This window comes from Xanthomonas sp. LMG 12461 (genome assembly GCF_009192935.1).
GTDB classification, from domain to species: Bacteria; Pseudomonadota; Gammaproteobacteria; order Xanthomonadales; family Xanthomonadaceae; genus Xanthomonas_A; species Xanthomonas_A sontii.
This window is the reverse complement of the sequence record NZ_NQYT01000068.1, coordinates 1-20,407: the sequence shown is the minus strand read 5'-3', so window position 1 is coordinate 20,407 and position 20,407 is coordinate 1. Positions and strand designations below refer to the sequence as shown.

18 protein-coding genes are annotated in these 20,407 nt (G+C 70.4%); 12 read left to right on the top strand and 6 right to left on the bottom strand.

All coding sequences use genetic code 11. The annotated features are described in order from the left end of the window. Positions 1-169: 169 nt before the first annotated feature. On the bottom strand, positions 170-1,159 hold the full coding sequence (locus tag CEK68_RS17290; RefSeq protein WP_193314239.1) for an NAD-dependent epimerase/dehydratase family protein: 990 nt from the start codon (positions 1,157-1,159) through the stop codon (positions 170-172). A gap of 91 nt (positions 1,160-1,250) precedes the next feature. Between CEK68_RS17290 and CEK68_RS17285 the strand changes: the two genes are divergently transcribed. After that, positions 1,251-2,138, top strand: coding sequence for a LysR family transcriptional regulator (locus CEK68_RS17285; protein WP_152240129.1), 888 nt, complete (start codon positions 1,251-1,253; stop codon positions 2,136-2,138). Positions 2,139-2,252: 114 nt separating this feature from the next. On the opposite strand, the gene CEK68_RS17280 is transcribed toward CEK68_RS17285, so the two are convergent. Beyond that, complete coding sequence (locus CEK68_RS17280) at positions 2,253-3,008, bottom strand: DNA/RNA non-specific endonuclease (protein WP_017909707.1); 756 nt, start codon at positions 3,006-3,008, stop codon at positions 2,253-2,255. A 200-nt stretch (positions 3,009-3,208) separates the two neighbouring features. Here CEK68_RS17280 and CEK68_RS17275 point away from each other — a divergent pair, with 200 nt between their 5' ends. Beyond that, positions 3,209-5,716 carry a sulfite reductase flavoprotein subunit alpha gene (locus tag CEK68_RS17275; RefSeq protein WP_152240128.1) on the top strand — a complete coding sequence of 836 codons (2,508 nt, stop codon included), beginning with the start codon at positions 3,209-3,211 and terminating at the stop codon, positions 5,714-5,716. 266 nt (positions 5,717-5,982) lie between these two features. On the opposite strand, the gene CEK68_RS17270 is transcribed toward CEK68_RS17275, so the two are convergent. Beyond that, positions 5,983-6,873, bottom strand: coding sequence for a PD40 domain-containing protein (locus CEK68_RS17270; protein WP_152240127.1), 891 nt, complete (start codon positions 6,871-6,873; stop codon positions 5,983-5,985). Between the two features lie 52 nt (positions 6,874-6,925). On the opposite strand from CEK68_RS17270, the gene aroE reads away from it, so the two are divergent. The 9 genes from aroE to CEK68_RS17225 all read left to right on the top strand — a co-directional run bounded on the left by aroE (position 6,926) and on the right by CEK68_RS17225 (position 16,059). After that, on the top strand, positions 6,926-7,774 hold the full coding sequence (gene aroE / locus CEK68_RS17265; protein ID WP_152236826.1) for a shikimate dehydrogenase: 849 nt from the start codon (positions 6,926-6,928) through the stop codon (positions 7,772-7,774). 52 nt (positions 7,775-7,826) lie between these two features. Beyond that, a complete protein-coding gene (locus CEK68_RS17260) occupies positions 7,827-8,156 on the top strand; it encodes a hypothetical protein (protein ID WP_226977943.1) in 330 nt (109 codons plus the stop codon). A gap of 130 nt (positions 8,157-8,286) precedes the next feature. Beyond that, entirely contained in the window at positions 8,287-8,631 is a 345-nt protein-coding gene (locus tag CEK68_RS17255; protein ID WP_017909813.1) for a hypothetical protein, read from the top strand. A gap of 43 nt (positions 8,632-8,674) precedes the next feature. Then, positions 8,675-8,959: a hypothetical protein gene (locus CEK68_RS17250; protein ID WP_152240125.1), complete on the top strand. Its 285-nt coding sequence runs from the start codon at positions 8,675-8,677 to the stop codon at positions 8,957-8,959. Positions 8,960-9,026: 67 nt separating this feature from the next. After that, positions 9,027-11,156 carry an ATP-dependent DNA helicase DinG gene (gene dinG, locus CEK68_RS17245; RefSeq protein WP_017907401.1) on the top strand — a complete coding sequence of 710 codons (2,130 nt, stop codon included), beginning with the start codon at positions 9,027-9,029 and terminating at the stop codon, positions 11,154-11,156. Positions 11,157-11,299: 143 nt separating this feature from the next. Further along, on the top strand, positions 11,300-11,797 hold the full coding sequence (locus CEK68_RS17240; protein WP_226977942.1) for a hypothetical protein: 498 nt from the start codon (positions 11,300-11,302) through the stop codon (positions 11,795-11,797). A gap of 305 nt (positions 11,798-12,102) precedes the next feature. Then, a complete protein-coding gene (gene katB / locus CEK68_RS17235) occupies positions 12,103-13,626 on the top strand; it encodes a catalase KatB (protein ID WP_152240124.1) in 1,524 nt (507 codons plus the stop codon). A 64-nt stretch (positions 13,627-13,690) separates the two neighbouring features. Continuing rightward, the gene (locus CEK68_RS17230) at positions 13,691-14,248 is read left to right on the top strand and encodes an ankyrin repeat domain-containing protein (protein ID WP_152240123.1); all 558 of its coding nucleotides are present in this window, start codon (positions 13,691-13,693) and stop codon (positions 14,246-14,248) included. A gap of 239 nt (positions 14,249-14,487) precedes the next feature. After that, a complete protein-coding gene (locus tag CEK68_RS17225) occupies positions 14,488-16,059 on the top strand; it encodes an SDR family oxidoreductase (protein WP_152240122.1) in 1,572 nt (523 codons plus the stop codon). A gap of 58 nt (positions 16,060-16,117) precedes the next feature. Here CEK68_RS17225 and CEK68_RS17220 read toward each other — a convergent pair whose 3' ends face one another. Next, positions 16,118-16,546, bottom strand: a complete 429-nt coding sequence (locus tag CEK68_RS17220) for a hypothetical protein (protein ID WP_152237981.1) — start codon at positions 16,544-16,546, stop codon at positions 16,118-16,120. Between the two features lie 147 nt (positions 16,547-16,693). Continuing rightward, on the bottom strand, positions 16,694-17,161 hold the full coding sequence (locus CEK68_RS17215; protein ID WP_152181847.1) for a metallophosphoesterase family protein: 468 nt from the start codon (positions 17,159-17,161) through the stop codon (positions 16,694-16,696). 365 nt (positions 17,162-17,526) lie between these two features. Between CEK68_RS17215 and CEK68_RS17210 the strand changes: the two genes are divergently transcribed. Then, positions 17,527-18,828, top strand: a complete 1,302-nt coding sequence (locus tag CEK68_RS17210) for an MFS transporter (RefSeq protein ID WP_152240121.1) — start codon at positions 17,527-17,529, stop codon at positions 18,826-18,828. A gap of 68 nt (positions 18,829-18,896) precedes the next feature. Here CEK68_RS17210 and acpA read toward each other — a convergent pair. Continuing rightward, a partial coding sequence (gene acpA / locus CEK68_RS17205) for an acid phosphatase (protein ID WP_226977940.1) occupies positions 18,897-20,407 on the bottom strand: 1,511 nt, incomplete at its 5' end.

The following is a 20,407-nucleotide window of genomic DNA, read 5'->3' as shown; positions in this document are numbered from 1 at the left end:
AGGGGGTAAGACGGTATCTGCCATCGAGACAGGACATCATGCCGAGCCGCGGCAATGATGCGTCATTCGAGGTGCCCTGAAGTCGCTCCTGTACAGGCGGCGATCTTGCGCTCCATTTGCGTGGATCTTCGTAGGCGCGGCGTCAGCCGCGCCTACGTACACATCGGCGTCATGTCGATGGTGTCGCCGCCGGCAGACAGCCCAGCCCCTGCAGCGTCGCCTCCACCGCCACGTCCAGCGGCGTATGCGGTTCTTCGCCGAGCAGTTCCAGCAGCCGCGCATTGCGCATGCGCAGCGGGTGCCGCCACAGCGGGCGCATCTCGTGCAGTTCGCGCGCCAGCGGCCAGAACGGCTGGGCCAGGGTCAGCAGCGGCCACGGAAAGCGGCGCGTGCGCGGCGGCGCCAGGCCATGGCGCTGCGCCACCCGCGCGATCGCCGCGGCCATCTGCGTGCCGTCGGCGTCCCAGTGCCCGTCCATGTGCAGGCGGGCGAACGCCGGCAGGCGCGTGCGCTGTTGCAGCAGCGCCAGCATGGTCCGCGCCACGTCCGGCACGTAGGCCCATTGGTGGCCGACACCTGGATCGCCCGGCAGGGTCACCGTCGTGACCGGCCGTCCCGGTCGCACCAGCCCCTGCGCGAACCAGCTGTTGCCCACGCGCGGTCCGAAGAAGTCGCCGGCGCGCACCACGATGGCGCGTGCGCCTCGTGCGGTCGCGGCCTGCAGGCGCCGCTCTAGCTCCACCCGGATCGCGCCCTTGCGGGTGACCGGGGCCTGTGGCGCGTCTTCGTCCGGCGCCGGGTAGGCGTCCGGGCCGTAGTTGTAGACCGTGCCCGGCAGCACCACGGTGGCGCGCTCGGCGATGGCCGCGGCCACGGTGTTGTCGATCATCGGCAGCACCAGCTCCGACCAGCGCCGGTAACCGGGCGGGTTCACCGCATGCACGATCACCGCACAGCCCTTGGCCGCCTGCCGCACGTCGGCCTGTCGCAGCGCATCGCCGTGGTGCCAGTGGATGCCGTCGCGCTCCACGCTGGGGTGGGCGAGGCCGCGCTGCAGGGCGCGTACCTGCCAGCCGGCGTCGCGCATCTGCCGCGCCAGTTCGCCGCCGATGCCGCCGCTGGCGCCCAGCACCAGGGCCGTGGAAGAAGAAGAGGACATGGCAGCGCTCCGTCGGGGTCGGCGCTCAGTCTCGGTGCGGGTGCCGCAGAAGAAAATTGGCGAAGAGCGCCAACCAGCTATACATTTCTGTATGGACAATACGATCGGCTGGGAACTCTACCGCTCCTTCCTGGCGGTGCTGGAGGAGGGCTCGTTGTCGGCGGCGGCACGCGCGCTAGGGCTGACCCAGCCCACGGTCGGCCGGCACGTGGCGGCGCTGGAACAGGCGCTGGCGGTGCCGCTGTTCGTGCGCTCGCAGACCGGCCTGCTGCCCACCGATGCCGCCCTGGCCTTGCGCGGGCATGCGCAGGCGATGGGCAGCCTGGCCGCGTCGCTGCAGCGCGCGGCGGGCCGCCACGGCGATGCGGTGCGCGGCACGGTGCGCATCGCCGCCAGCGAGGTGATCGGCGCGGAAGTGCTGCCGCCGGTGCTGGCGGCCTTGCGCCGCGCGCATCCGCACCTGCGGCTGGAACTGGTGTTGAGCAACCGGGTGCAGGACCTGCTGCACCGCGAGGCCGACGTGGCGGTACGCATGACCCGGCCTACCCAGGACGTGCTGGTCGCGCGCCGCGTCGGCGAGGTGGCGGTGGCGCTGTTCGCGCACCAGGACTACGTGGACCGGCATGGTCTGCCGCGGACGCTGGAGGAACTGCCGCAGCACGCGCTGATCGGCTTCGATACGGAAACGCCGTTCCTGCGCGCCGCCCGCAGTGCGCTGCCGCCGTGGCGGCGCGAGGCGTTCGCGTTGCGCGCCGACAGCGACCTGGCGCAACTGGCCTTGCTGCGCGCCGGCTGCGGCATCGGTTTCTGCCAGGTTGCCCTGGCGCGGCGCACGCCGGCGCTGCTGCCGGTGCTGCCGCAGCAGGTGCGCGTCGGCCTGGAGAGCTGGATCGTGATGCACCAGGACGTACGCGGCAGCGCCGCCTGCAGCGCGGTGTTCGCGGCCCTGGTCGAGGCGATGACCGCGCACACCGCCTGAGGTGCGCCCGCGATGGCGGCCGGCCGGCGCACACGCGCCGCCGGCCGCCCCAACCCGGGCAGGGATGTCAGGATGCTTTTACGAATCCCGAATCCCGAATCCCCAATCCCCGCCTTACGGCAACGTCAGCGCGATCGGGTTGGCCTTCATGCTGGCGCTGATCGCCGGGAACGGATCCACGCCGGACATGGTGATGACGTCGTTGATCGACACCACGTCGCAGTTGATGGTGCTGTCGTTGACGCACATGTAGGCGGCCGCGCCGTTGCCCGGTTCGTACACCGCCTTCCACACGTAGTCCGGGATCTGCACGTGGTCGGCGCCGATGCTGCTGCGCGTGCCGCTGTCGAAGGCCGGGCCGGTGACCACGTAGACCTCGCCGCGCTGCTTGGCCAGCTGACGCACCTGCTCTTCGATCCGCGCCCACTCGCCGGTGTTGAGCTTGTGGTCCTGCGGGACGACGTTGGCCATCGAGAAGGTTTCCTTCTCCGAGTTGGTGGTCGAGGCATCGCCGGCCGGGGTCATGTGGCCGCGGTCGAAGCCGGAGTTGGTGTAGTCCGAGGTATGCGAGCGGTCGGCGGCCGGGATGCCGGTCTCGTCGTGGAAGGAGCCGACGCGGCCGATCGATTCGGCGCCGGCGACTTGCTGGTCGGTGATGTGCTCGGCCGAGTACAGCGGGCCCTTGGTCACGCCGGAGGCCATCAGCACGTATTCGGTATGGCAGACCTCGGTGGTGCGGCTGGTGATCGACGCGTCGAGCGTCGGCGCCTTACCGCCGGCGTAGAGCGTGGGACAGCTGGTGGCGGCGCTTGCCGCCTGGGCGGCGAACAGCGCAAGCAGGGCAAGACAACCGCGCAGGGAGACGGACATTGCAGGAACCTCGGCTGGTCAGGGGAGGTGAAGAAACTGGCGAGATTCGATGTCTGTCCGGTGACCGCTGGATGTGCCGCAAATGGCAACTGCGCCGTGAGTCACGCTTGGCGGTAGACGCCGCGCGGCGACGGATCAATCGCATGCGATAAGCGTTCTCATTTACAATGCGCGACCGCCCTGTTCCGCACCGCGCCGACGTGATCAAGTCCTTGTTGTTCCAGCTGCACTGGCTGCTCGGCATCAGCGCCGGGCTGGTGCTGTCGGTGATGGGCCTGAGCGGGGCCACGCTCGCCTTCGAGGACGAGATCGTGCGCCTGGCCAATCCGCCGCTGGCCGCCATCGCCGCGCGTCATGCCGCCGGCGAGCAGCCGCTGCCGCTGGCCGAACTGGCGCGGCGCCTGGACCTGGAAGGGGCGCACCGCAGCAACCGCGTGTTGATCGATCCGACCGGCACGCGGCCGTCCGCGGTGCGCCTGCCCGGCCGCGACGGCGGCCGCCTGTACTTCGACCCCTACACCGGCGCGGTGCTGCCGGCGCCGCGCCTGGATGGGTTCTTCTCCTTCGTCGAAGACCTGCACCGGCGCCTGGCCGCCGGCGAGCGCGGCGAGGCGGTCACCGGGGTTTGCGCCTTCGTGCTGATCTTCTTCTGCCTGTCCGGCCTGTACCTGCGCTGGCCGCGGCGCTGGTGGAGCTGGCGCGCCTGGTGGGCGGTGGAGTGGAACCGGCAGGGACGCAGCTTCCTGTGGAGCCTGCACTCGGTGATCGGCACCTGGTGTCTGCTGGTGTACCTGCTGATCGCCGCGACCGGGCTGTACTGGTCCTACGACTGGTACCGGCAGGGGCTGGTGGCGATGCTCGGCGGCGATGCCGCGCCCAAGGAGAAGGAGGGCGGTCGCGGCGGCAAGCCGCCGGCGGTGGACTACGCGCGGCTGCAGGCGGCCCTGGCGACCGTGCCGGCCGCGCAGCGCGCCTACCTGGACCTGCGCCTGCCCGGTCGCAACGGCCAGCCGATCGTGGCCCGCTACCTGCCGCCCGATCCGGCGCACGACCGTGCCTACGACAGCGTGGAGGTCGATCTGGCCAGTGGCCGCGTCCTGCGCCACCTGGAGTATCGGCAGCAACCGCTGGGCCGGCGCCTGCTGACCAGCATGTTCGCGCTGCACAGCGGCAGCTTCTTCGGCCTGCCCGGGCGCGTGGCGATGCTGCTGGCGAGCCTGTGCATGTCGTTGTTCTTCGTCACCGGCTGGATGCTGTACCTGGACCGCCGACGCAAGAAGCGCGCATTGCGCGCCGCGCGCCGCGCGCTGCCGGGGCTGGTCGGCGATGCCGCCGGCGCCTGGCTGGTGGGCTTTGCCAGCCAGAGCGGCCTGGCCGAGCGCCTGGCCTGGCAGACCGCCGCGCAATTGCAGGCCGCCGGGCTGGCGGTGGAGGTGCGTTCGCTGGCGCAGCTGGACCTGGCCCAGCTGCGCGGCAGCCAGCGCGCGCTGTTCGTGGTCAGCACCTTCGGCGACGGCGAACCGCCGGACGCGGCGCGCGGCTTCGTGCGCCGCGTGCTGCGCCAGGCGCAGGCCCTGCCGGAGCTGCGCTACGCCATGCTCGGCCTGGGCGATCGCCAGTACCCGCAGTTCTGCGGCTTCTCGCGGGAGGTGCAGCACTGGCTGGACGCGCAGGGCGCACAGGCGCTGTTCCCGCCACTGGAAGTGGACAACGCCGATCCGCAGGCACTGGCGCAGTGGCAATGGCAACTGTCCGCGCTCACCGGCGTGGCGGCGTCGGCGCCGGTGCTGCAGGCGCCGGAGCCGCTGGACTGGGGCCTGGCCGGTCGCGTCCTGCTCAATCCCGGTAGCGCCGGCGCGCCGGTGTGGCGTATCGACCTGGTGCCGCCGCCGCAGGCGCACTGGCATGCCGGCGACATCCTGGAAGTGCAGCCCTGCCATGCGGCCGACGCGATCCGCACCTGGCTCGCCGCACGGGCGCTGGACGCGGAACAGACGGTACAGGCCGATGGCCTGCGGCAGCCGCTGTGGCAGGCGCTGGCGTCACGCGCGCTGACGCCGCCAACGCCGGGCGACGACCTGCAGGCCTGGGTGGACGCGCTGCCGACCCTGCCGCTGCGCGAATACTCGATCGCTTCGGTGCCGGCCGACGGCCTGCTGCAACTGGTGGTGCGCCTGACTCTGCGCGACGACGGCCGCCCCGGCGTGGGCGCCGGCTGGCTGTGCCAGCATGCGCCGGTGGGCGCGGTGCTGCGCGCGCAGGTGCGGGCCAACCCCGGGTTCCGCCGGCATGGCGATGCGCCCATGCTGCTGATCGGCAACGGCACCGGTATCGCCGGCCTGCGCAGCCTGCTGCGCGAGGCCGCGCAGGCCGGTGTGCAGGGGCACTGGCTGCTGTTCGGCGAACGCAATGCCGCGCACGATGCGCTGTTCGGCGACGAGCTGCGCGCCTGGCGCGACGTCGGCCATCTGCAGCGCCTGGATCTGCTGTTCTCGCGCGACCAGGCGCACAAGCGCTACGTGCAGGACGGGTTGCGCGAGTCTGCCGACGCGGTCCGCGACTGGGTCGCGCGCGGCGCCACCGTGTACGTCTGCGGCAGTCTTGCCGGCATGGCGCGCTGCGTGGATACGGCGTTGCGCGAGATCCTGGGCGAGGACGCGCTCGATGCGCTCAGCGCGGATGGGCGCTATCGGCGCGACGTGTATTGAGGCGATGCGCCGATCGCAGTGCGATCCAGGCTCTTGCGTGCCAGCCCTGATCGTCGCTGCGCATCATGGTGACGGGCAGAGGACGGTGGCAGCAATTTCAGCGAGCCACTGATCCGAGCGGAATGCGCGCGTGAAGCAACCGGGCGATGCGTCCGAGTGCCATGCGTCGGGACTGAAGTCCATCCCACAACGGTCTTCTGGTCCCGCTTGTTGTGTGTCGGCGCGGCAGCAGACTGGCATCTGCCTCGCGTCGCCGCGCAATCCGCTTACCTGCAGTCGCCGCTACCGATGGCGGCCGGCGCCTTGATCCGGTACAGGTCGCGCTTGCCGGCCCTGGGCGCGCGGGCGCTGCCGGACAGCAGCAGTTCGCTGGGCTTGGACGCATCCAGCACGGCGCCGGCGGTGTGGCCGTCGCTGCCGTTGAACGACAGCGCCAGCGGCTGCGGATCCGCGTAGCGGCCACCGGCGCATTGCGCCAGCAGCACCTGGCTGCTCGTACCGCCATGGGCACGCGCGAACAGCAGCGCACGGCCGTCGCCCAGCCACGCCGCATCGGTCTCGTCGTCGGCGCTGTTGACCCCGGCCAACGCCTGCGGTGCTGCGAACGCCTGGCCCTCCTGGCGCGCCACGAACAGGTCCAGGCCGCCGGCGCCGCCATGGCCGTCGCTGGCGAACAGCAGCCGCGTGCCGTCCAGCGACAGGGTCGGCGCACGCTCGTTGCCCGGCGAATTCACTGCCGCGCCCAGGTTCTGCGGCGCGCCGTAACCGCCGCCGGCCAGCACCGGCGCGCGGTACAGGTCGCTGCCGCCATGGCCGCCGGGGCGATCCGAGGCGAAGTACAGCCAGCGCCCATCGGCGCTGAAGAACGGGTCGCTGTCCAGGCTCGGCGAGTTCACGGGCGCCGGCAGCGGTTGCGGGTCGCGCCAGCGCCCGTCGCGCAGCACGGCCTGCCACAGGTCGCCGCCGCCGGGCCCGCCGGGGCGGTCGGGACTGGCCCAGACGATGCGCTGGCCGTCGGGCGCGACGCTGGCGCGGGTCTCGTCGGCGGCGGTCGATACCACGCCCATGCCCTCGATGCCGAATTCGGAAAGCGCGAACGCACACGGCGCGCAGAGTAAACTCGCGGCCAGCGCGAGCGGCAGGACAGGGGTCCGCATGAGGGATTCCATGGAATGTCGCCGCCAGTCTAAAACAACCAACGAGCGCTCCATGCCCAACTCCCGTTTTGCCGTGTTCGGCCATCCCGTCGCCCATTCGCTGTCGCCGCACATCCATGCCGCCTTCGCCAAGCAGACCGGCATCGCCCTGCAGTACGAGGCGATCGACGTTCAGGCCGACGGGTTCGCCGCGGCGCTGGCCGCCTTCGCCGCCGCCGGCGGTGTCGGCGCCAACGTGACCCTGCCGCTGAAGGAAGCCGCGTTCGCCCTCAGCGTGGTGCACAGCGCACGCGCGCAGTCGGCCGGTGCGGTCAACACCCTCAGCTTCCGCGACGGCCAGTGGCATGGCGACAACACCGACGGCGCCGGCCTGGTGCGCGACCTGACCGGCCGCAACGGCCTGGACCTGCGCGGCCGCCGTGCGCTGCTGCTGGGCGCGGGCGGCGCCGCGCGCGGCGTGGCGCCGGCGCTGCTGGAGGCCGGCGTACAGCAACTGGTGGTGGTCAACCGCGCGCCGGAACGCGCCGACGCGCTGGTCGATGCGCTGGGCGAGCCGGCGCGCGCGATCTCGCGCTACTGGGAGGACCTGCGCGAGCTGGGCGATTTCGAGCTGATCGTCAATGCCACCACCATCGGCCGCGACCCGGCCGCCAGCTTCACCCTGCCGCTGTCGCTGATCAACAGCATGACCCTGGCGGTGGACCTGAACTACGGCGAGGTGGCGATCGCGTTCCTGGCCTGGGCGCGCGCGGCGCACTGCCGCGACACCGTGGACGGCCTGGGCATGCTGGTGGAACAGGCCGCCGAGAGCTTCGAGGCCTGGCACGGCGTGCGCCCGGACACCGACCCGGTGTACGCCGCGCTGCGCGAGCGCGATGCCGTGCTGGTCAGCGCCGACTGAAACACTTCGCCTCCACCCTCTATCCGGGAATAAACGCATGGACGAATCATTGATGCTGCAGGTGCTGACGCGACTGCTCACGCAGTTGCCGCTCGCGCTGGTCTATGTGGTCGGACTGGCGCTGCTGTTCACGCGCCGTCCTGGCCGTGCGCGCACCTTGGGAATCTGCGGGCTGGCGATCCTGCTGCTGGCCCTGGGCCTGGGGCTGGCGTTGTGGTTCGTGCCGATGTGGTTGATTTCCCAAGGCCATAGTTACTCGTCGATCTCGAGCTTGTTGGGCATCGTCAACGGCGCGGTCGCCTTGATCTTCGCGGTGGGCATGCTGCTGCTGGTGCTGGCGTTGCGCTTCGCCATGCCGCCGCGCGTCGCAAACCCGCGCTGATGGCGTCGCGGCGACCCGCGCCCAGGGAGATCGTGCTGCGAGAACCGCAGGCACGCCCGGGCCGCGCCTATGGCGTGGTCCTGCTCGGCGCCGATCGCCCCGTTCGCTGCCCATCAAGAGGAGACCCTGCGTGGACTCTGTCGCCGTGAACTATCTCTTGCTCACCGCGCTGTTCCAGTTCCCGATCCTGGCGATGTCTGCGGTCGGGCTGGGGTTGCTGGCCACGCGCGGCCCTGGCCGGCCGCGTACCCTCGGCTTGTGGGGGTTGGGCGTGCTGGTGCTGGTCGTGGTACTGACGACGGGCATGTCGTTGTTGCCGGCGTGGCTGATGTCGCGCGCGGCGAACGCGACCGAATCCAACCTGTGGATGGTCATGTCGGAGGCGATCGTCGCGCTGCTGACGGCAGTGAGCGCGCTGTTGCTGGTGCTGGCGTTGTGGTTCGCCCTGCCGGCGCGGCGGGCGCCATCGCAGTGAAGAACAAGGGCGTGCGTCGTCCAGGGAGGCGAGGATGTTGGCGATGAGCGTGCACCCGGTGCTGGACATGAGCGTGCTGACCGGCGGGCTCGGCCTGCTGGCGCGGCTCGGGCTGACGGTGCTGATGATGGGCGCGATCCTGCCGCGCCTGTTGAACGCGGTGCTGGGCTGGGTGGAACTGATGACGCCCCAGTTCCGCGGCACCCATCCGGACGCCTATGCGCTGGTGCATCTGCTGGACGATGCGCTGTACGTGGCCGGGCTGGCCTTGCTGCTGCGCGCGCTGTGGCTGGCGCTGCCGCGCAAGGCCGCGCCGCCGCCGCCATAACGCGGCGCGCAGCACCGTTCAGTTCCAGCGTTTCAGTCCCTGCGACGGGACGTGAGAAAATGCCGGGATGACCGATTCCGCTTCGCCGTCGACGCCGCCCGCGTCCGGCCCGTCCCCGCGTCAGCTCACCGAACCGGTCAAGCTGGCCATCCGCGATGCCTACGCCAAGCTGCAGGCCAATACGCCGGGCTTCCGCGTGCGCCGCGCGCAGAGCCAGATGATCGGCGTGGTCTCGCGCGCGCTCGGCACCTCCGGCGGCGTCGGCGTGGCCGAGGCGCCCACCGGCGTCGGCAAGAGCCTGGGCTATCTGACCGCCGGCGTGCCGATCGCCCTGGCGAGCAAGAAGAAACTGGTGATCAGCACCGGCACGGTGGCGCTGCAGTCGCAGCTGGTCGAGCGCGATATCCCGGCCTTCCTCAAGGCCACCGGGCTGGAGGCCACGGTGGCGCTGGCCAAGGGCCGCACCCGTTACCTGTGCACGCGCAACGTCGCCGAGCTGCATGGCGAGGCCGCGCAGGACAGCATGTTCGAGGACGAGGCGCCGCTGTACGACCGCCCGTTGAGCCCGGCCGAGGCCGAGCAGGCGCGGGCGTTGGCCAAGGCCTACGCCGACAGGACCTGGAACGGCGACCTGGATGCCGCGCCGGAGCCGGTGCCGCCGTCGCTGCGTGCGCGCATCACCACCAATGCGGCCGGCTGCGCCGGGCGCCGCTGTTCGTTCGCGGTGCAGTGCCCTGTGCTGAAGGCGCGCAGCGAGGTGCGCGATGCGCAGATCGTGGTCACCAACCACGCCCTGCTGCTGTCGGCGCTGTCGCTGGGCGACAGCGACAACGGCCAGCCGCTGATCGCGCCGCCGTCGGACATGCTGCTGGTGCTCGACGAGGGCCACCACATCGCCGGCGTCGCCATCGACCAGGGCGCGGCGAACCTGCCGCTGGACGAGATGGCGCGGCGCACCGGCCGCCTGCAGGCGCTGGTCGGCGCCGCCTACCGGCTCGCCGACAAGGACCGCATCGGCAACCAGTTGCCCAACGAGGCAGTCGAACTGGCCGCGCAGGTGGCCAAGGGCCTGAAGGCGTTCCGCGCCGAGATCGAACGGGTGTGGGTGCCGGAGCCGGGCCAGGACGAACCGATGTGGCGCGCGCCCAACGGCCGCCTGCCCGAGGACTGGAAGCCGCTGATCGATGCGCAGGCGCAGGACACCGGGGCGCTGCTGAACTGGGTGCAGGCCGCACACCAGATGGCGGCCAAGTCCAAGCAGGAGGACGCGGCCAAGGAACGCCTGCAGCGCAACCTGGGCATGGCCCTGGAGATGGTCGAGCAGCAGTACGCGCTGTGGCTGGGCTGGCGCCGCGAGGACCAGGACGGGCAGCCGCCGATGGCGCGCTGGATCACCGCCTCGCGCGATGCCGATCTGATCTGCCATTGCTCGCCGGTGTCGGCCGCGCAGGTGCTGCGCTCGCTGCTGTGGAGCGAAGTGGACGCGGCCGTGCTGACCTCGGCCACGCTCACCGGCGGCGGCGACTTCCAGGCGCTGGCGATCGACAACGGCCTGCCCGCGCATGCGGAGATGGTGTCGCTGTCCTCGCCGTTCGATCTGCCCAACCAGGCCGAGCTGATCGTGCCGGCGTTCCCGGTGGCGCCGGACGACCGCGAGGGCCATCCGCGCGAAGTGGCGCGCTACCTGGTGCGCGAACTGGACTGGGGCAAGGGTTCGATCGTGCTGTTCACCTCGCGCTGGAAGATGCTCAAGGTGGCCGATCTGTTGCCGCTCGCGCAGCGCAACCGCGTGCTGGTGCAGGGCGAGGGCTCCAAGTCGCAGATGATCGGCGAGCACATGCGCCGCATCGGCGCCGGCGAAGGCTCGGTGCTGTTCGGCCTCAATTCCTTCGGCGAGGGCCTGGACCTGCCGGGCGAGGCCTGCACCACCGTGGTCATCACCCAGGTGCCGTTCGCGGTGCCGACCGATCCGCAGACCGCCACGCTCGGCGAATGGTTCGAAAGCCGCGGCCTCAACGCCTTCAACCTGATCGCGGTGCCGCACGCGCTGCGCACCCTGACCCAGTTCGCCGGCCGCCTGATCCGCACCGCCGACGACCACGGCCGCGTGATCATTCTCGACTCGCGGCTGCTGACCAAGCGCTACGGCAAGCGCATCATCGACGCGCTGCCGCCGTTCAAGCGGGTGATCGGCTAGCCGATGTGACGCCCGTTGGGTTGTCGATGTGACGCCGTTTGCCGAGCTGGCATCGCACTGAGGGCAACGGCGTGCGGTCGCCGCCGCGGCGCGGACAGGGCGCGCGCGCTGGTCTAGTATCGCGGGCGACAGGGGGAATCATGATGCGAATCGCCAGACAGTGGGCGTTCGGAGCGGCGTTGTGCGTGCTGACCGGCATCGCCGTGGCGCAGCCGACGGGCGCACCGACAGAAGACGCAGCAGCGGCAGCGCCGGCCAATCCGGCCTATCGCACGCAACTGCTGCAGTTGATCAGCGACGACGCGCAGGCGCGCGCCGATCTCAAGCGGGACTACTCGCCGCAGCGTCTGCAGCACGATACCGTCTCGTTGCGCGCGTATGCACGCGAAGTGCGCATGGCGCAGAAGCAAAGCCAGGAGCGCCTGACCGATCTGATCCGACGCCAGGGCTTTCCCGATGCGCAGGCGGTCGGCGCCGACACGGCGCACGCGGTGTTCCTGATCGCCCAGCGCATCACCGAGTCGGCGTTCCGCGCCGACTTCCAGCGCGGCATCGATGCGGCCGTGCAGCGCGCCGCCTACAGCCAAGCCGATCAGACACTGTTCGCCGATCGCAGCCGCGCGCTGAGCGCCAAGCGCTAGCGTCCGCCGTCGCGGCGCTACGCGCGGTGCATCGCGCCGCGGTGCGCTTGCGGCCACATCGCCAGGCATCGCCGCTGCCGCTGGCACGCGCGCGCGTCTACATTTTGCGGTCGATCTGCGGCTGCATCGTCGTCGAGTGACGCAGCGACGACGCTGCAGCTGCAAAGGATTGCGCGCTCTACCAATGGTCGCGATCACAGTGCGCGGATGCGATTGGCCGCGTCGATGGCATCGATCGCAAGGAACGAATGTTCTGCGCGCCGGACTGCCGCCATGCTGCAGCTCCCTTCACACGAGCCGACGCCATGCGCCCTGGATCCCTGTTGTTGCTTGTCCTGTTGTCGCCTTCCCTGATCCTGTCGGCCAGCGCCGCGCAGTCCACGCTCACCCGCGACAATGGCGCGCCGGTGGGCGACAACCAGAACTCGCAGACCGCCGGGCCCAACGGCCCGACGCTGCTGCAGGACGTGCAACTGATCCAGAAGCTGCAGCGCTTCGATCGCGAGCGCATCCCAGAGCGCGTGGTGCATGCGCGCGGCACCGGCGTGCATGGCGAGTTCACCGCCACCGCCGACATCTCCGACTTGAGCAAGGCCAAGGTGTTCGCGCCGGGCACCACCACGCCGGTGTTCGTGCGCTTCTCCTCGGTGGTGCACGGCAATCATTCGCCGGAGACGCTGCGCGATCCGCATGGCTTCGCCACCAAGTTCTACACCAGCGAAGGCAACTGGGACCTGGTCGGCAACAACTTCCCGACCTTCTTCATCCGCGATGCGATCAAGTTCCCGGACATGGTGCACGCGTTCAAGCCGGACCCGCGCACCAACCTCGACGACGATGCGCGTCGCTTCGACTTCTTCTCGCACGTGCCCGAGGCGACCCGCACCCTGACCCTGCTGTACTCCAACGAAGGCACGCCGGCCGGCTACCGCTTCATGGACGGCAACGGCGTGCATGCCTACAAGCTGGTCAACGCGCAGGGCCAGGTGCACTACGTCAAGTTCCACTGGAAGAGCCTGCAGGGCCTCAAGAACCTGGATCCGCAGCAGGTGGTGACGGTGCAGGGCAAGGACTACAGCCACCTGACCAACGACCTGGTCGGCGCGATCAAGCGTGGCGACTATCCGAAGTGGGACCTGTACATCCAGGTGCTCGCGCCCGAGGACCTGGCCAAGTTCGACTTCGATCCGTTGGACGCCACCAAGATCTGGCCGGGCGTACCCGAGCGCAAGATCGGGCAGATGGTGCTGAACAAGAACGTGGACAACTTCTTCCAGGAGACCGAGCAGGTGGCGATGGCGCCGGCCAATCTGGTGCCGGGCATCGAGCCGTCGGAAGACCGCCTGCTGCAGGGGCGCATCTTCTCCTACGCCGACACGCAGCTGTACCGCGTCGGCACCAACGGCCTGAGCCTGCCAGTGAACCGGCCGCGCGTGGCGGTCAACAACGGCAACCAGGACGGCGCGATGAATGCCGGCAGCACTAGCAGCGGCGTGAACTACGAGCCGAGCCGTCTCAGCCCGAGGCCGCAGGATCCGAACGCGCGCTACAGCCAGTTGCCGCTGTCCGGCACCACCCAGCAGGCCAGGATCACCCGCGAGCAGAACTTCAAGCAGGCCGGCGAACTGTTCCGCAGCTACAGCAAGAAGGAACAGCAGGACCTGATCCAGAGCTTCGGCGAGTCGCTGGCCGGCACCGACGACGCGAGCAAGCACCTCATGCTGTCGTTCCTGTACAAGGCCGACCCGGCCTACGGCAGCGGCGTGGCGCGGGTGGCCAAGGGCGACCTGGCGCGGGTCAAGCAATTGGCTGCGCAGCTGCAGGATTGATCCGTCCCACGCGCGGCCCGGCGGCGGCATCGCCGCGCCGCGCACGTTCTTGCGGAGACTCCCCATGCGTCGTGTTGTCCTCTTCCTTCTTGGCCTCGCGGTCAGCGCCACGGCGGTCGCTGCACCGGCCGCGCCGGCGGCGCCCGATCCGGCCGCGGTGCAGGCGCAATTGCGCAGCTACTTCTTCGATGCCGCACGGCAGGGCCGCCAGGACATGCTGGCCGAGTTCATCCGCGCCCATTACGACCTCGATACCCGCGACGACAAGGGTTACACCGCGCTGATCCTGGCCGCCTACCACGGCCAGCAGGCGGCGGTGGAGCAGTTGCTGCGCGCCGGGGCCGACCCCTGCGCGCAGGACAAGCGCGGCAACACCGCGCTGATGGGCGCGATCTTCAAGGGCGAGCTGAGCATCGCCAAGCGGCTGATGCAGGCCGATTGCGCGCCGGACCAGCGCAACAACGCCGGGCAGACCGCGGCGATGTACGCGGCGCTGTTCCAGCGCACCGAGGTGCTGAAGGATCTCGCCGCCAAGGGCGCCGACCTGCAGGCCCAGGATGCGCAAGGCAACGACGTGGCCAAGCTGCAGCGCGGCGAGTTCGCGACCGCACCGGCGCGCTGAGCGGTCCCGCCTCGCTCCGCCTCCGGAGCGGAGGCCGGGACCGGCAATCGCACGGCGCGTGGATCGCAGGCCGCGGATCGGCGAAAATGCCCGGGTGGCCGGTTCCTCCGGCCCGCCGCGGCCCGTGCCGCCGCTGTTCCCGCTTCGGCGGGCGGTGGCGCATCCGGGCCGCGTGCTGCCCTGTCGGCATCGTGCCGGCGCTCTGCCGCGGCTCGCCGTCGCCCATCCCCGGATCTGTCTTGAACGCCACTGCCCCTGTTTCGCCCGACGACCTGCCCCTGGCCGAGCGCCTGCGCATCGCCCTGGACCTGCTCGAGACCATCGCCGCCGACCGGCGCGTGCTCGATACCCTGCCGGAAGCCGAGCGGGTGCGTCTGCTGCAGGTGGTCGCCCAGGTCTTCAATCCCGAGCCCAAGGCGCGGCGCAAGCTGCTCAAGGAACAGGCGCGCGAGCGCCACCAGGAGAAGGTGCGCAAGGCCGAGGAGCTGCTGGCGCAGACCGGCATCCGCGCGCTGCGGCGCAAACCGGTATTCAGTACGCCCAACTATTTCCCGCCGCACACCCCGGAAGCGCTGACCCATGCGCAGGCCGTGGCCGAGGCGCCGGCGGTGCATTCGCCCGAGTTGCGCCACTGCTACGTGTGCAAGCAGAAGTACACCGAGCTGCATCACTTCTACGACCAGATGTGCCCGCCCTGCGCCGAGCTGAACTACTTCAAGCGCACCGAGACCGCGGACCTGCGCGGGCGCGTGGCGCTGCTCACCGGCGGCCGGGTCAAGATCGGCTACCAGGCCGGGCTCAAGCTGCTGCGTGCGGGTGCGGAGCTGATCGTGACCACGCGCTTCCCGCGCGACTCGGCCGCGCGCTACGCGGAAGAGCCGGATTTCGCCGAGTGGGGCCACCGCCTGCAGGTGTACGGGCTGGACCTGCGCCACACGCCCAGCGTCGAGGCGTTCTGCAGCGAGCTGCTGGCGACCCGCACGCGCCTGGATTTCATCGTCAACAACGCCTGCCAGACCGTGCGCCGGCCGCCGCAGTTCTACGCGCACATGCTGGCCGGCGAGACCGCCGCGCTGCACGACCTGCCCGAGCACGTGCGCCGGCTGGTGGGCCAGTACGAAGGCCTGCGCGGCCCCGATCTGCTGCCGGCTGGGGGCAACACGCAGATGGCCGGGGCGGGCCAGGGGCGCAGCGGTGCCGACGGCCTGCTGCGCGCCGCGGAGCTGTCGCAAGTGCCGCTGCTGGCCGACGACCTGCTCGCCCAGCAGCACCTGTTCCCGGAGGGGCGCCTGGACCAGGACCTGCAGCAGGTGGACCTGCGCGGGCGCAACTCCTGGCGCCTGCTGCTGGACGAAGTGTCCTCGGTGGAGCTGCTGGAGACGCAACTGGTCAACGCGGTCGCGCCGTTCGTCCTCAACGCGCGGCTCAAGCCGCTGATGCTGCGCACGCCCGAGCGCGACAAGCACATCGTCAACGTGTCGGCGATGGAGGGGCAGTTCTACCGCAACTTCAAGACCACCCGGCATCCGCACACCAACATGGCCAAGGCCGCGTTGAACATGATGACCCGCACCTCGGCGGCCGATTACCAGAACGACGGCATCCACATGAACAGCGTGGATACCGGCTGGGTCACCGACGAGGATCCGGCCGAGATCGCCGCGCGCAAGGTGGAGGAAGAGCGGTTCCATCCGCCGCTGGACATCGTCGACGGCGCCGCGCGCATCGTCGATCCGATCATCCACGGCTTCAACACCGGCGAGCACGTGTGGGGCCAGTTCCTCAAGGACTACGCGCCGACGGATTGGTGAGGCGACGCGCCGCCGCGATCGCGACGGTGCGCGACGTGCGTCCGCGCCCGCGCGCCGTCTAGCCGAGCGTGCGGTCCGCGGCCGTCGCGGCAGCGTTCTCGGCGTCCTTCTCGCGGCCCCAGAACTCCACCAGGATGGTCATCATGGTCCACACGATCAGCGTCGGCTGCACCTTGTCCGGCAGCAGGGCCTGGCCCTTGAGCATCACGTCGATCACCTTCGGTAGCGCCAGCACCATCAGCAGGGTGTAGATCGCGTACGCCACCCGGTGCCGGCTGCTGGAAATGAACAGGATCGAGATGACCAGGCTGGCGAGGACGCCCAGGACCACACCGAACTGCCAGGCGTTGAGGCGCTCGGTGCCGGTGAGCACCAGGCCCAGGACGGCACCGAAGAACATGTTCAGGCCGTTGAGATTGGCCTGGTACTCGTCCCTGGTCATGCGGCCGAGGCCGACCTTGCCGAACACGTTCCATCCCTTGCGCATGCTCGCTCCCCTTCGCATTGCCGCATCCTGGCGTCGCCACGCCTTCCGCTGGCCGCACGCCTCCCCGCCTCCACTGTAGCGAAGATCGCGCGCGTTCGTCGCCTGCCCGTCGCGTGTCGCTGCGCCACGGCGCGGGAACCGCCTGCGCTAGCCCAGGATCTGTAACTCGCCGCGCGGGCCGGTCGGTGTCAGATACAGGTGGCCGAGGCTGATCGGCAGGCGGAAACGGCGCGGCCCGGCACTGCCCGGGTTGAGGTAGAGCACGCCGTCGCGGGTCTCCAGCAAGGGCTTGTGCGAGTGGCCGCTGATCACCACGTCCACACCGTCGGCGACGTGATCCAGCGTCTTCAGGTCGTGGCGCACGTGCAGGCGCACGCCGTCGATGTCCAGGTCCAGGGTCTCGGGCAGTGCCTGTGCCCATGGCGCGGTATCGATGTTGCCGCGGATCGCGTGCAGCGGCGCCAGTTCCCGCAGTGCGTCGAGCACGTCCGGTTTGCCGATGTCGCCGGCATGCACGATGGCGGCGCAGCCGCGCAAGGCCGCCAGCGCCTCGGGGCGCAGCAAGCCATGGGTATCGGCGATCACGCCGAGATGCAGCGGTCGAACGGGACGCATCGGTGGCGCTTCCTGGTGCGTGACAGCGTGCAGGCTACCCGTTCGGACGTGGTGGCGTCGTTGCGACCTGCGCGTGCTGGCCTGCTTCGTGAGGCGTTGGCGCCAGCGAGCCAGGCGCGGACGTAGAGATCGTATCGACATCGACGCTTGGTGCATCACCGGCGCGTATCGGGATGCACCCGATGTTGCATCAGCGGCAGTTCCGGCCTGGGCGTCGTACCGCTGTGCATTAACCCGTACGTAGCGACGTGCAGCGTCATGGCGGCATGCGTACGCGACGTGTTGTACCGTTGCCGCGCGCGCCGCCCGTGCCGTCGCACGACATCGCAAGGCGGTGCCGTTTCTTCTCCAGCAGACTCCGATCGATGACCGCTTCCGCACCATCCCCAGCCGAGGCCGCGCCGCACGGCGCCGCCGCCGTGTTCCGCGTGGTCACCGGCAACTTCCTCGAGATGTACGACTTCATGGTCTATGGCTTCTATGCCACGGCCATCGGCCATGCGTTCTTCCCGTCGCATAGCGCGTTCGCCTCGCTGATGCTGTCGCTGGCCACGTTCGGCGCCGGCTTCCTGATGCGGCCGATCGGCGCGCTGGTGCTCGGTGGTTACATCGACCGGCACGGGCGTCGCAAGGGCCTGATCCTGACCCTGGGGCTGATGTCGGCCGGGGTGCTGCTGATCGCCTTCGTCCCCGGCTACGGCACCATCGGCGTGCTGGCGCCGTTGCTGGTGCTGCTCGGCCGCCTGCTGCAGGGCTTCTCCGCCGGCGCCGAGCTGGGCGGCGTGTCGGTGTATCTGGCCGAGATCGCCACGCCGGGCCGGCGCGGCTTCTACGTGGCCTGGCAGTCGGCCAGCCAGCAGGTGGCGGTGGTGTTCGCCGCTGCGCTCGGCGTGGCCCTGCACGCGCTGCTCTCCGACAGCACGATGGACAGCTGGGGCTGGCGCGTGCCGTTCGCCATCGGCAGCCTGATCGTGCCGCTGATCTTCCTGATCCGCCGCTCGCTGCAGGAAACCCCGGAGTTCGCCGCGCGGCAGGCGCCGGACCTGGCCGGCATCGCGCGCTCGCTGCGCGCCAATGTCGGATTGATCCTGGCCGGCGTGGGCATGGTGATGATGACCACCGTGTCGTTCTACCTGATCACCGCCTACATGCCGACCTACGGCCGTGCCGAACTGCACCTGAGCGAGCTCGACAGCCTGGTGGTGACCGGCTGCATCGGCCTGTCCAATTTCGTGTGGCTGCCGGTGATGGGCGCGCTGAGCGACCGCATCGGCCGCAAGCCGCTGCTGGTGTTCGCCAGCGTGGCGATGCCGCTGACGGTGTGGCCGGCGCTGCAGTGGCTGGTCGACGCGCCTTCGTTCGTGCGGCTGCTGCTGGTCGGCGAGTGGCTGTCGCTGCTGTACGGTGCCTACAACGGTGCGATGGTGGTGGCGCTGACCGAGGTGATGCCGGCCGAGGTGCGCACCACCGGTTTCTCGCTGGCCTACAGCCTGGCCACTGCGACGATGGGCGGCTTCACCCCGGCGGTGTCGACCTGGCTGATCCACACCACGCACAGCCGCGCGGCGCCGGCGCTGTGGCTGTCGCTGGCGGCGCTGATCGGCCTGGCCTGCACCTTGCTGCTGTTCCGTCGCCAGCGCGGCGCTGGCACCTTCCAGGCCGCCTGAGCACGGCATTGCGTGGAGGCAGGGCAGGGCGGCGGCAGACCGCCGCGCCCTGCGCAACCTGCGCCGGCCTAGCCCAGATCCAGCGCGGCGGTGAGGTCGCCCGGCACCACGCCGCTGGCAGCGTGCATCGCACGTTCGCGCTCGACCAGGCCCGGCAACGGCTCCAGGCCGAAGCGGCGGGTGATGAAGCGCAGGATCGAGCCGGTGTCGTAGACGCTGTGGTCGACGTGGCCGCGCTTGGCGTGCGGCGACACCACCAGCGCCGGGATGCGCGAGCCCGGGCCCCAGCGGTCGGCCTTGGGCGGCGCCACGTGGTCCCACCAGCCGCCGTTCTCGTCGAAGGTGATGAACACGACGGTCTTCTCCCACAGCGGGCTGTTGCGCAGCGCGTCCACCACCATCGCGATGTGGCGATCGCCGGCGGCCACGTCGGAGTAGCCGGCGTGCATGTTGAGGTTGCCTTGCGGCTTGTAGAACGTCACCGGCGGCAGCGTGCCGGCCTGCACGTCGGCGAGGAAGCGGTTCTCCGGGGCGGTGTCGCCCAGGCCGCCGTCGCGCAGCCGGCGCGCCCGCGCCGGCGTGCCCGGGGCGAGGTTGGCGAAGTAGTTGAACGGCTGGTGGTGGATCTGGAAGTTGGGACTGCCCGGGAACTCGCTGGTGTCGCCGGTGTCGCCCTTGCCCTGCACCGCCAGCGCCCAGCCGCCGGCGTACCAGGCCCAGTCCACGCCCTTGGCGTCGAGCGCATCGCCGATATGGCGGTGGGTCTGCGCCGGCAGCGTATTGGGGCTGTTGGGGTCGGCGTAGTCCGGGCGCGTCGGGTCCTGGCTGGTGCTGGGCTGGAACGGCGGGCTCAGGGTATTGATCGCCCAGAAATCCGGGGTCAGCGCGCCGTTGCGCACGAAGCGCGGCCGGCCGTTGAGCGCGGTACCCGGCGAATCGTCCTGCACCGCCAGGCGGATCTCGTCGGGTCGGTCGCTGGCCAGCACGCTGATCTGCGTCCGCCCCGGGCTGGTGTCGGCCTTGGGGTAGTACGGCGCCTGCGCGGCGATCAGGTACTGATGGTTGAGGAACGAACCGCCGAACGCGCCCATGAAGAAGTTGTCGCACAGCGTGTAGTCGCGTGCCAGGCTCCACAGCCGCAGCGTGGCCGGCGCATCGGCGTAGTGGCCCATCACCAGGCCGCCGGCGTCGCTCCATGCGGCGAAGCCGTCGTTGCGGCCGCCGTTGATCTGCATCTGATTCTCGTAGAAGCGATGCACCAGGTCGCGGGTCACGATGCCGTGCGGCAGCAGCTGGCCGTCCGGCGTGCGCAGCGCGAACGGCGCATTGGGCAGCGGCCCGATCGCGTCCTCGCCGATCTTGTAGCGGCGATGCGCCACCACCTGTTCGTCCGGCGCCAGTCCGCCCCAGATCGGCGGCAGGATGTCGAGCACGCTGCCGTCGCGGTCCACCTGCCGCGCCTGCGCCGGCGTCACCTTGGACAGCGGCTGCTGCAGCCCGGGGAACTCGGGGAACAGATTGTTGAAGCTGCGGTTCTCGGCGTAGATCACCACCACGTGCTCGATCTTCTGCCGCAGCT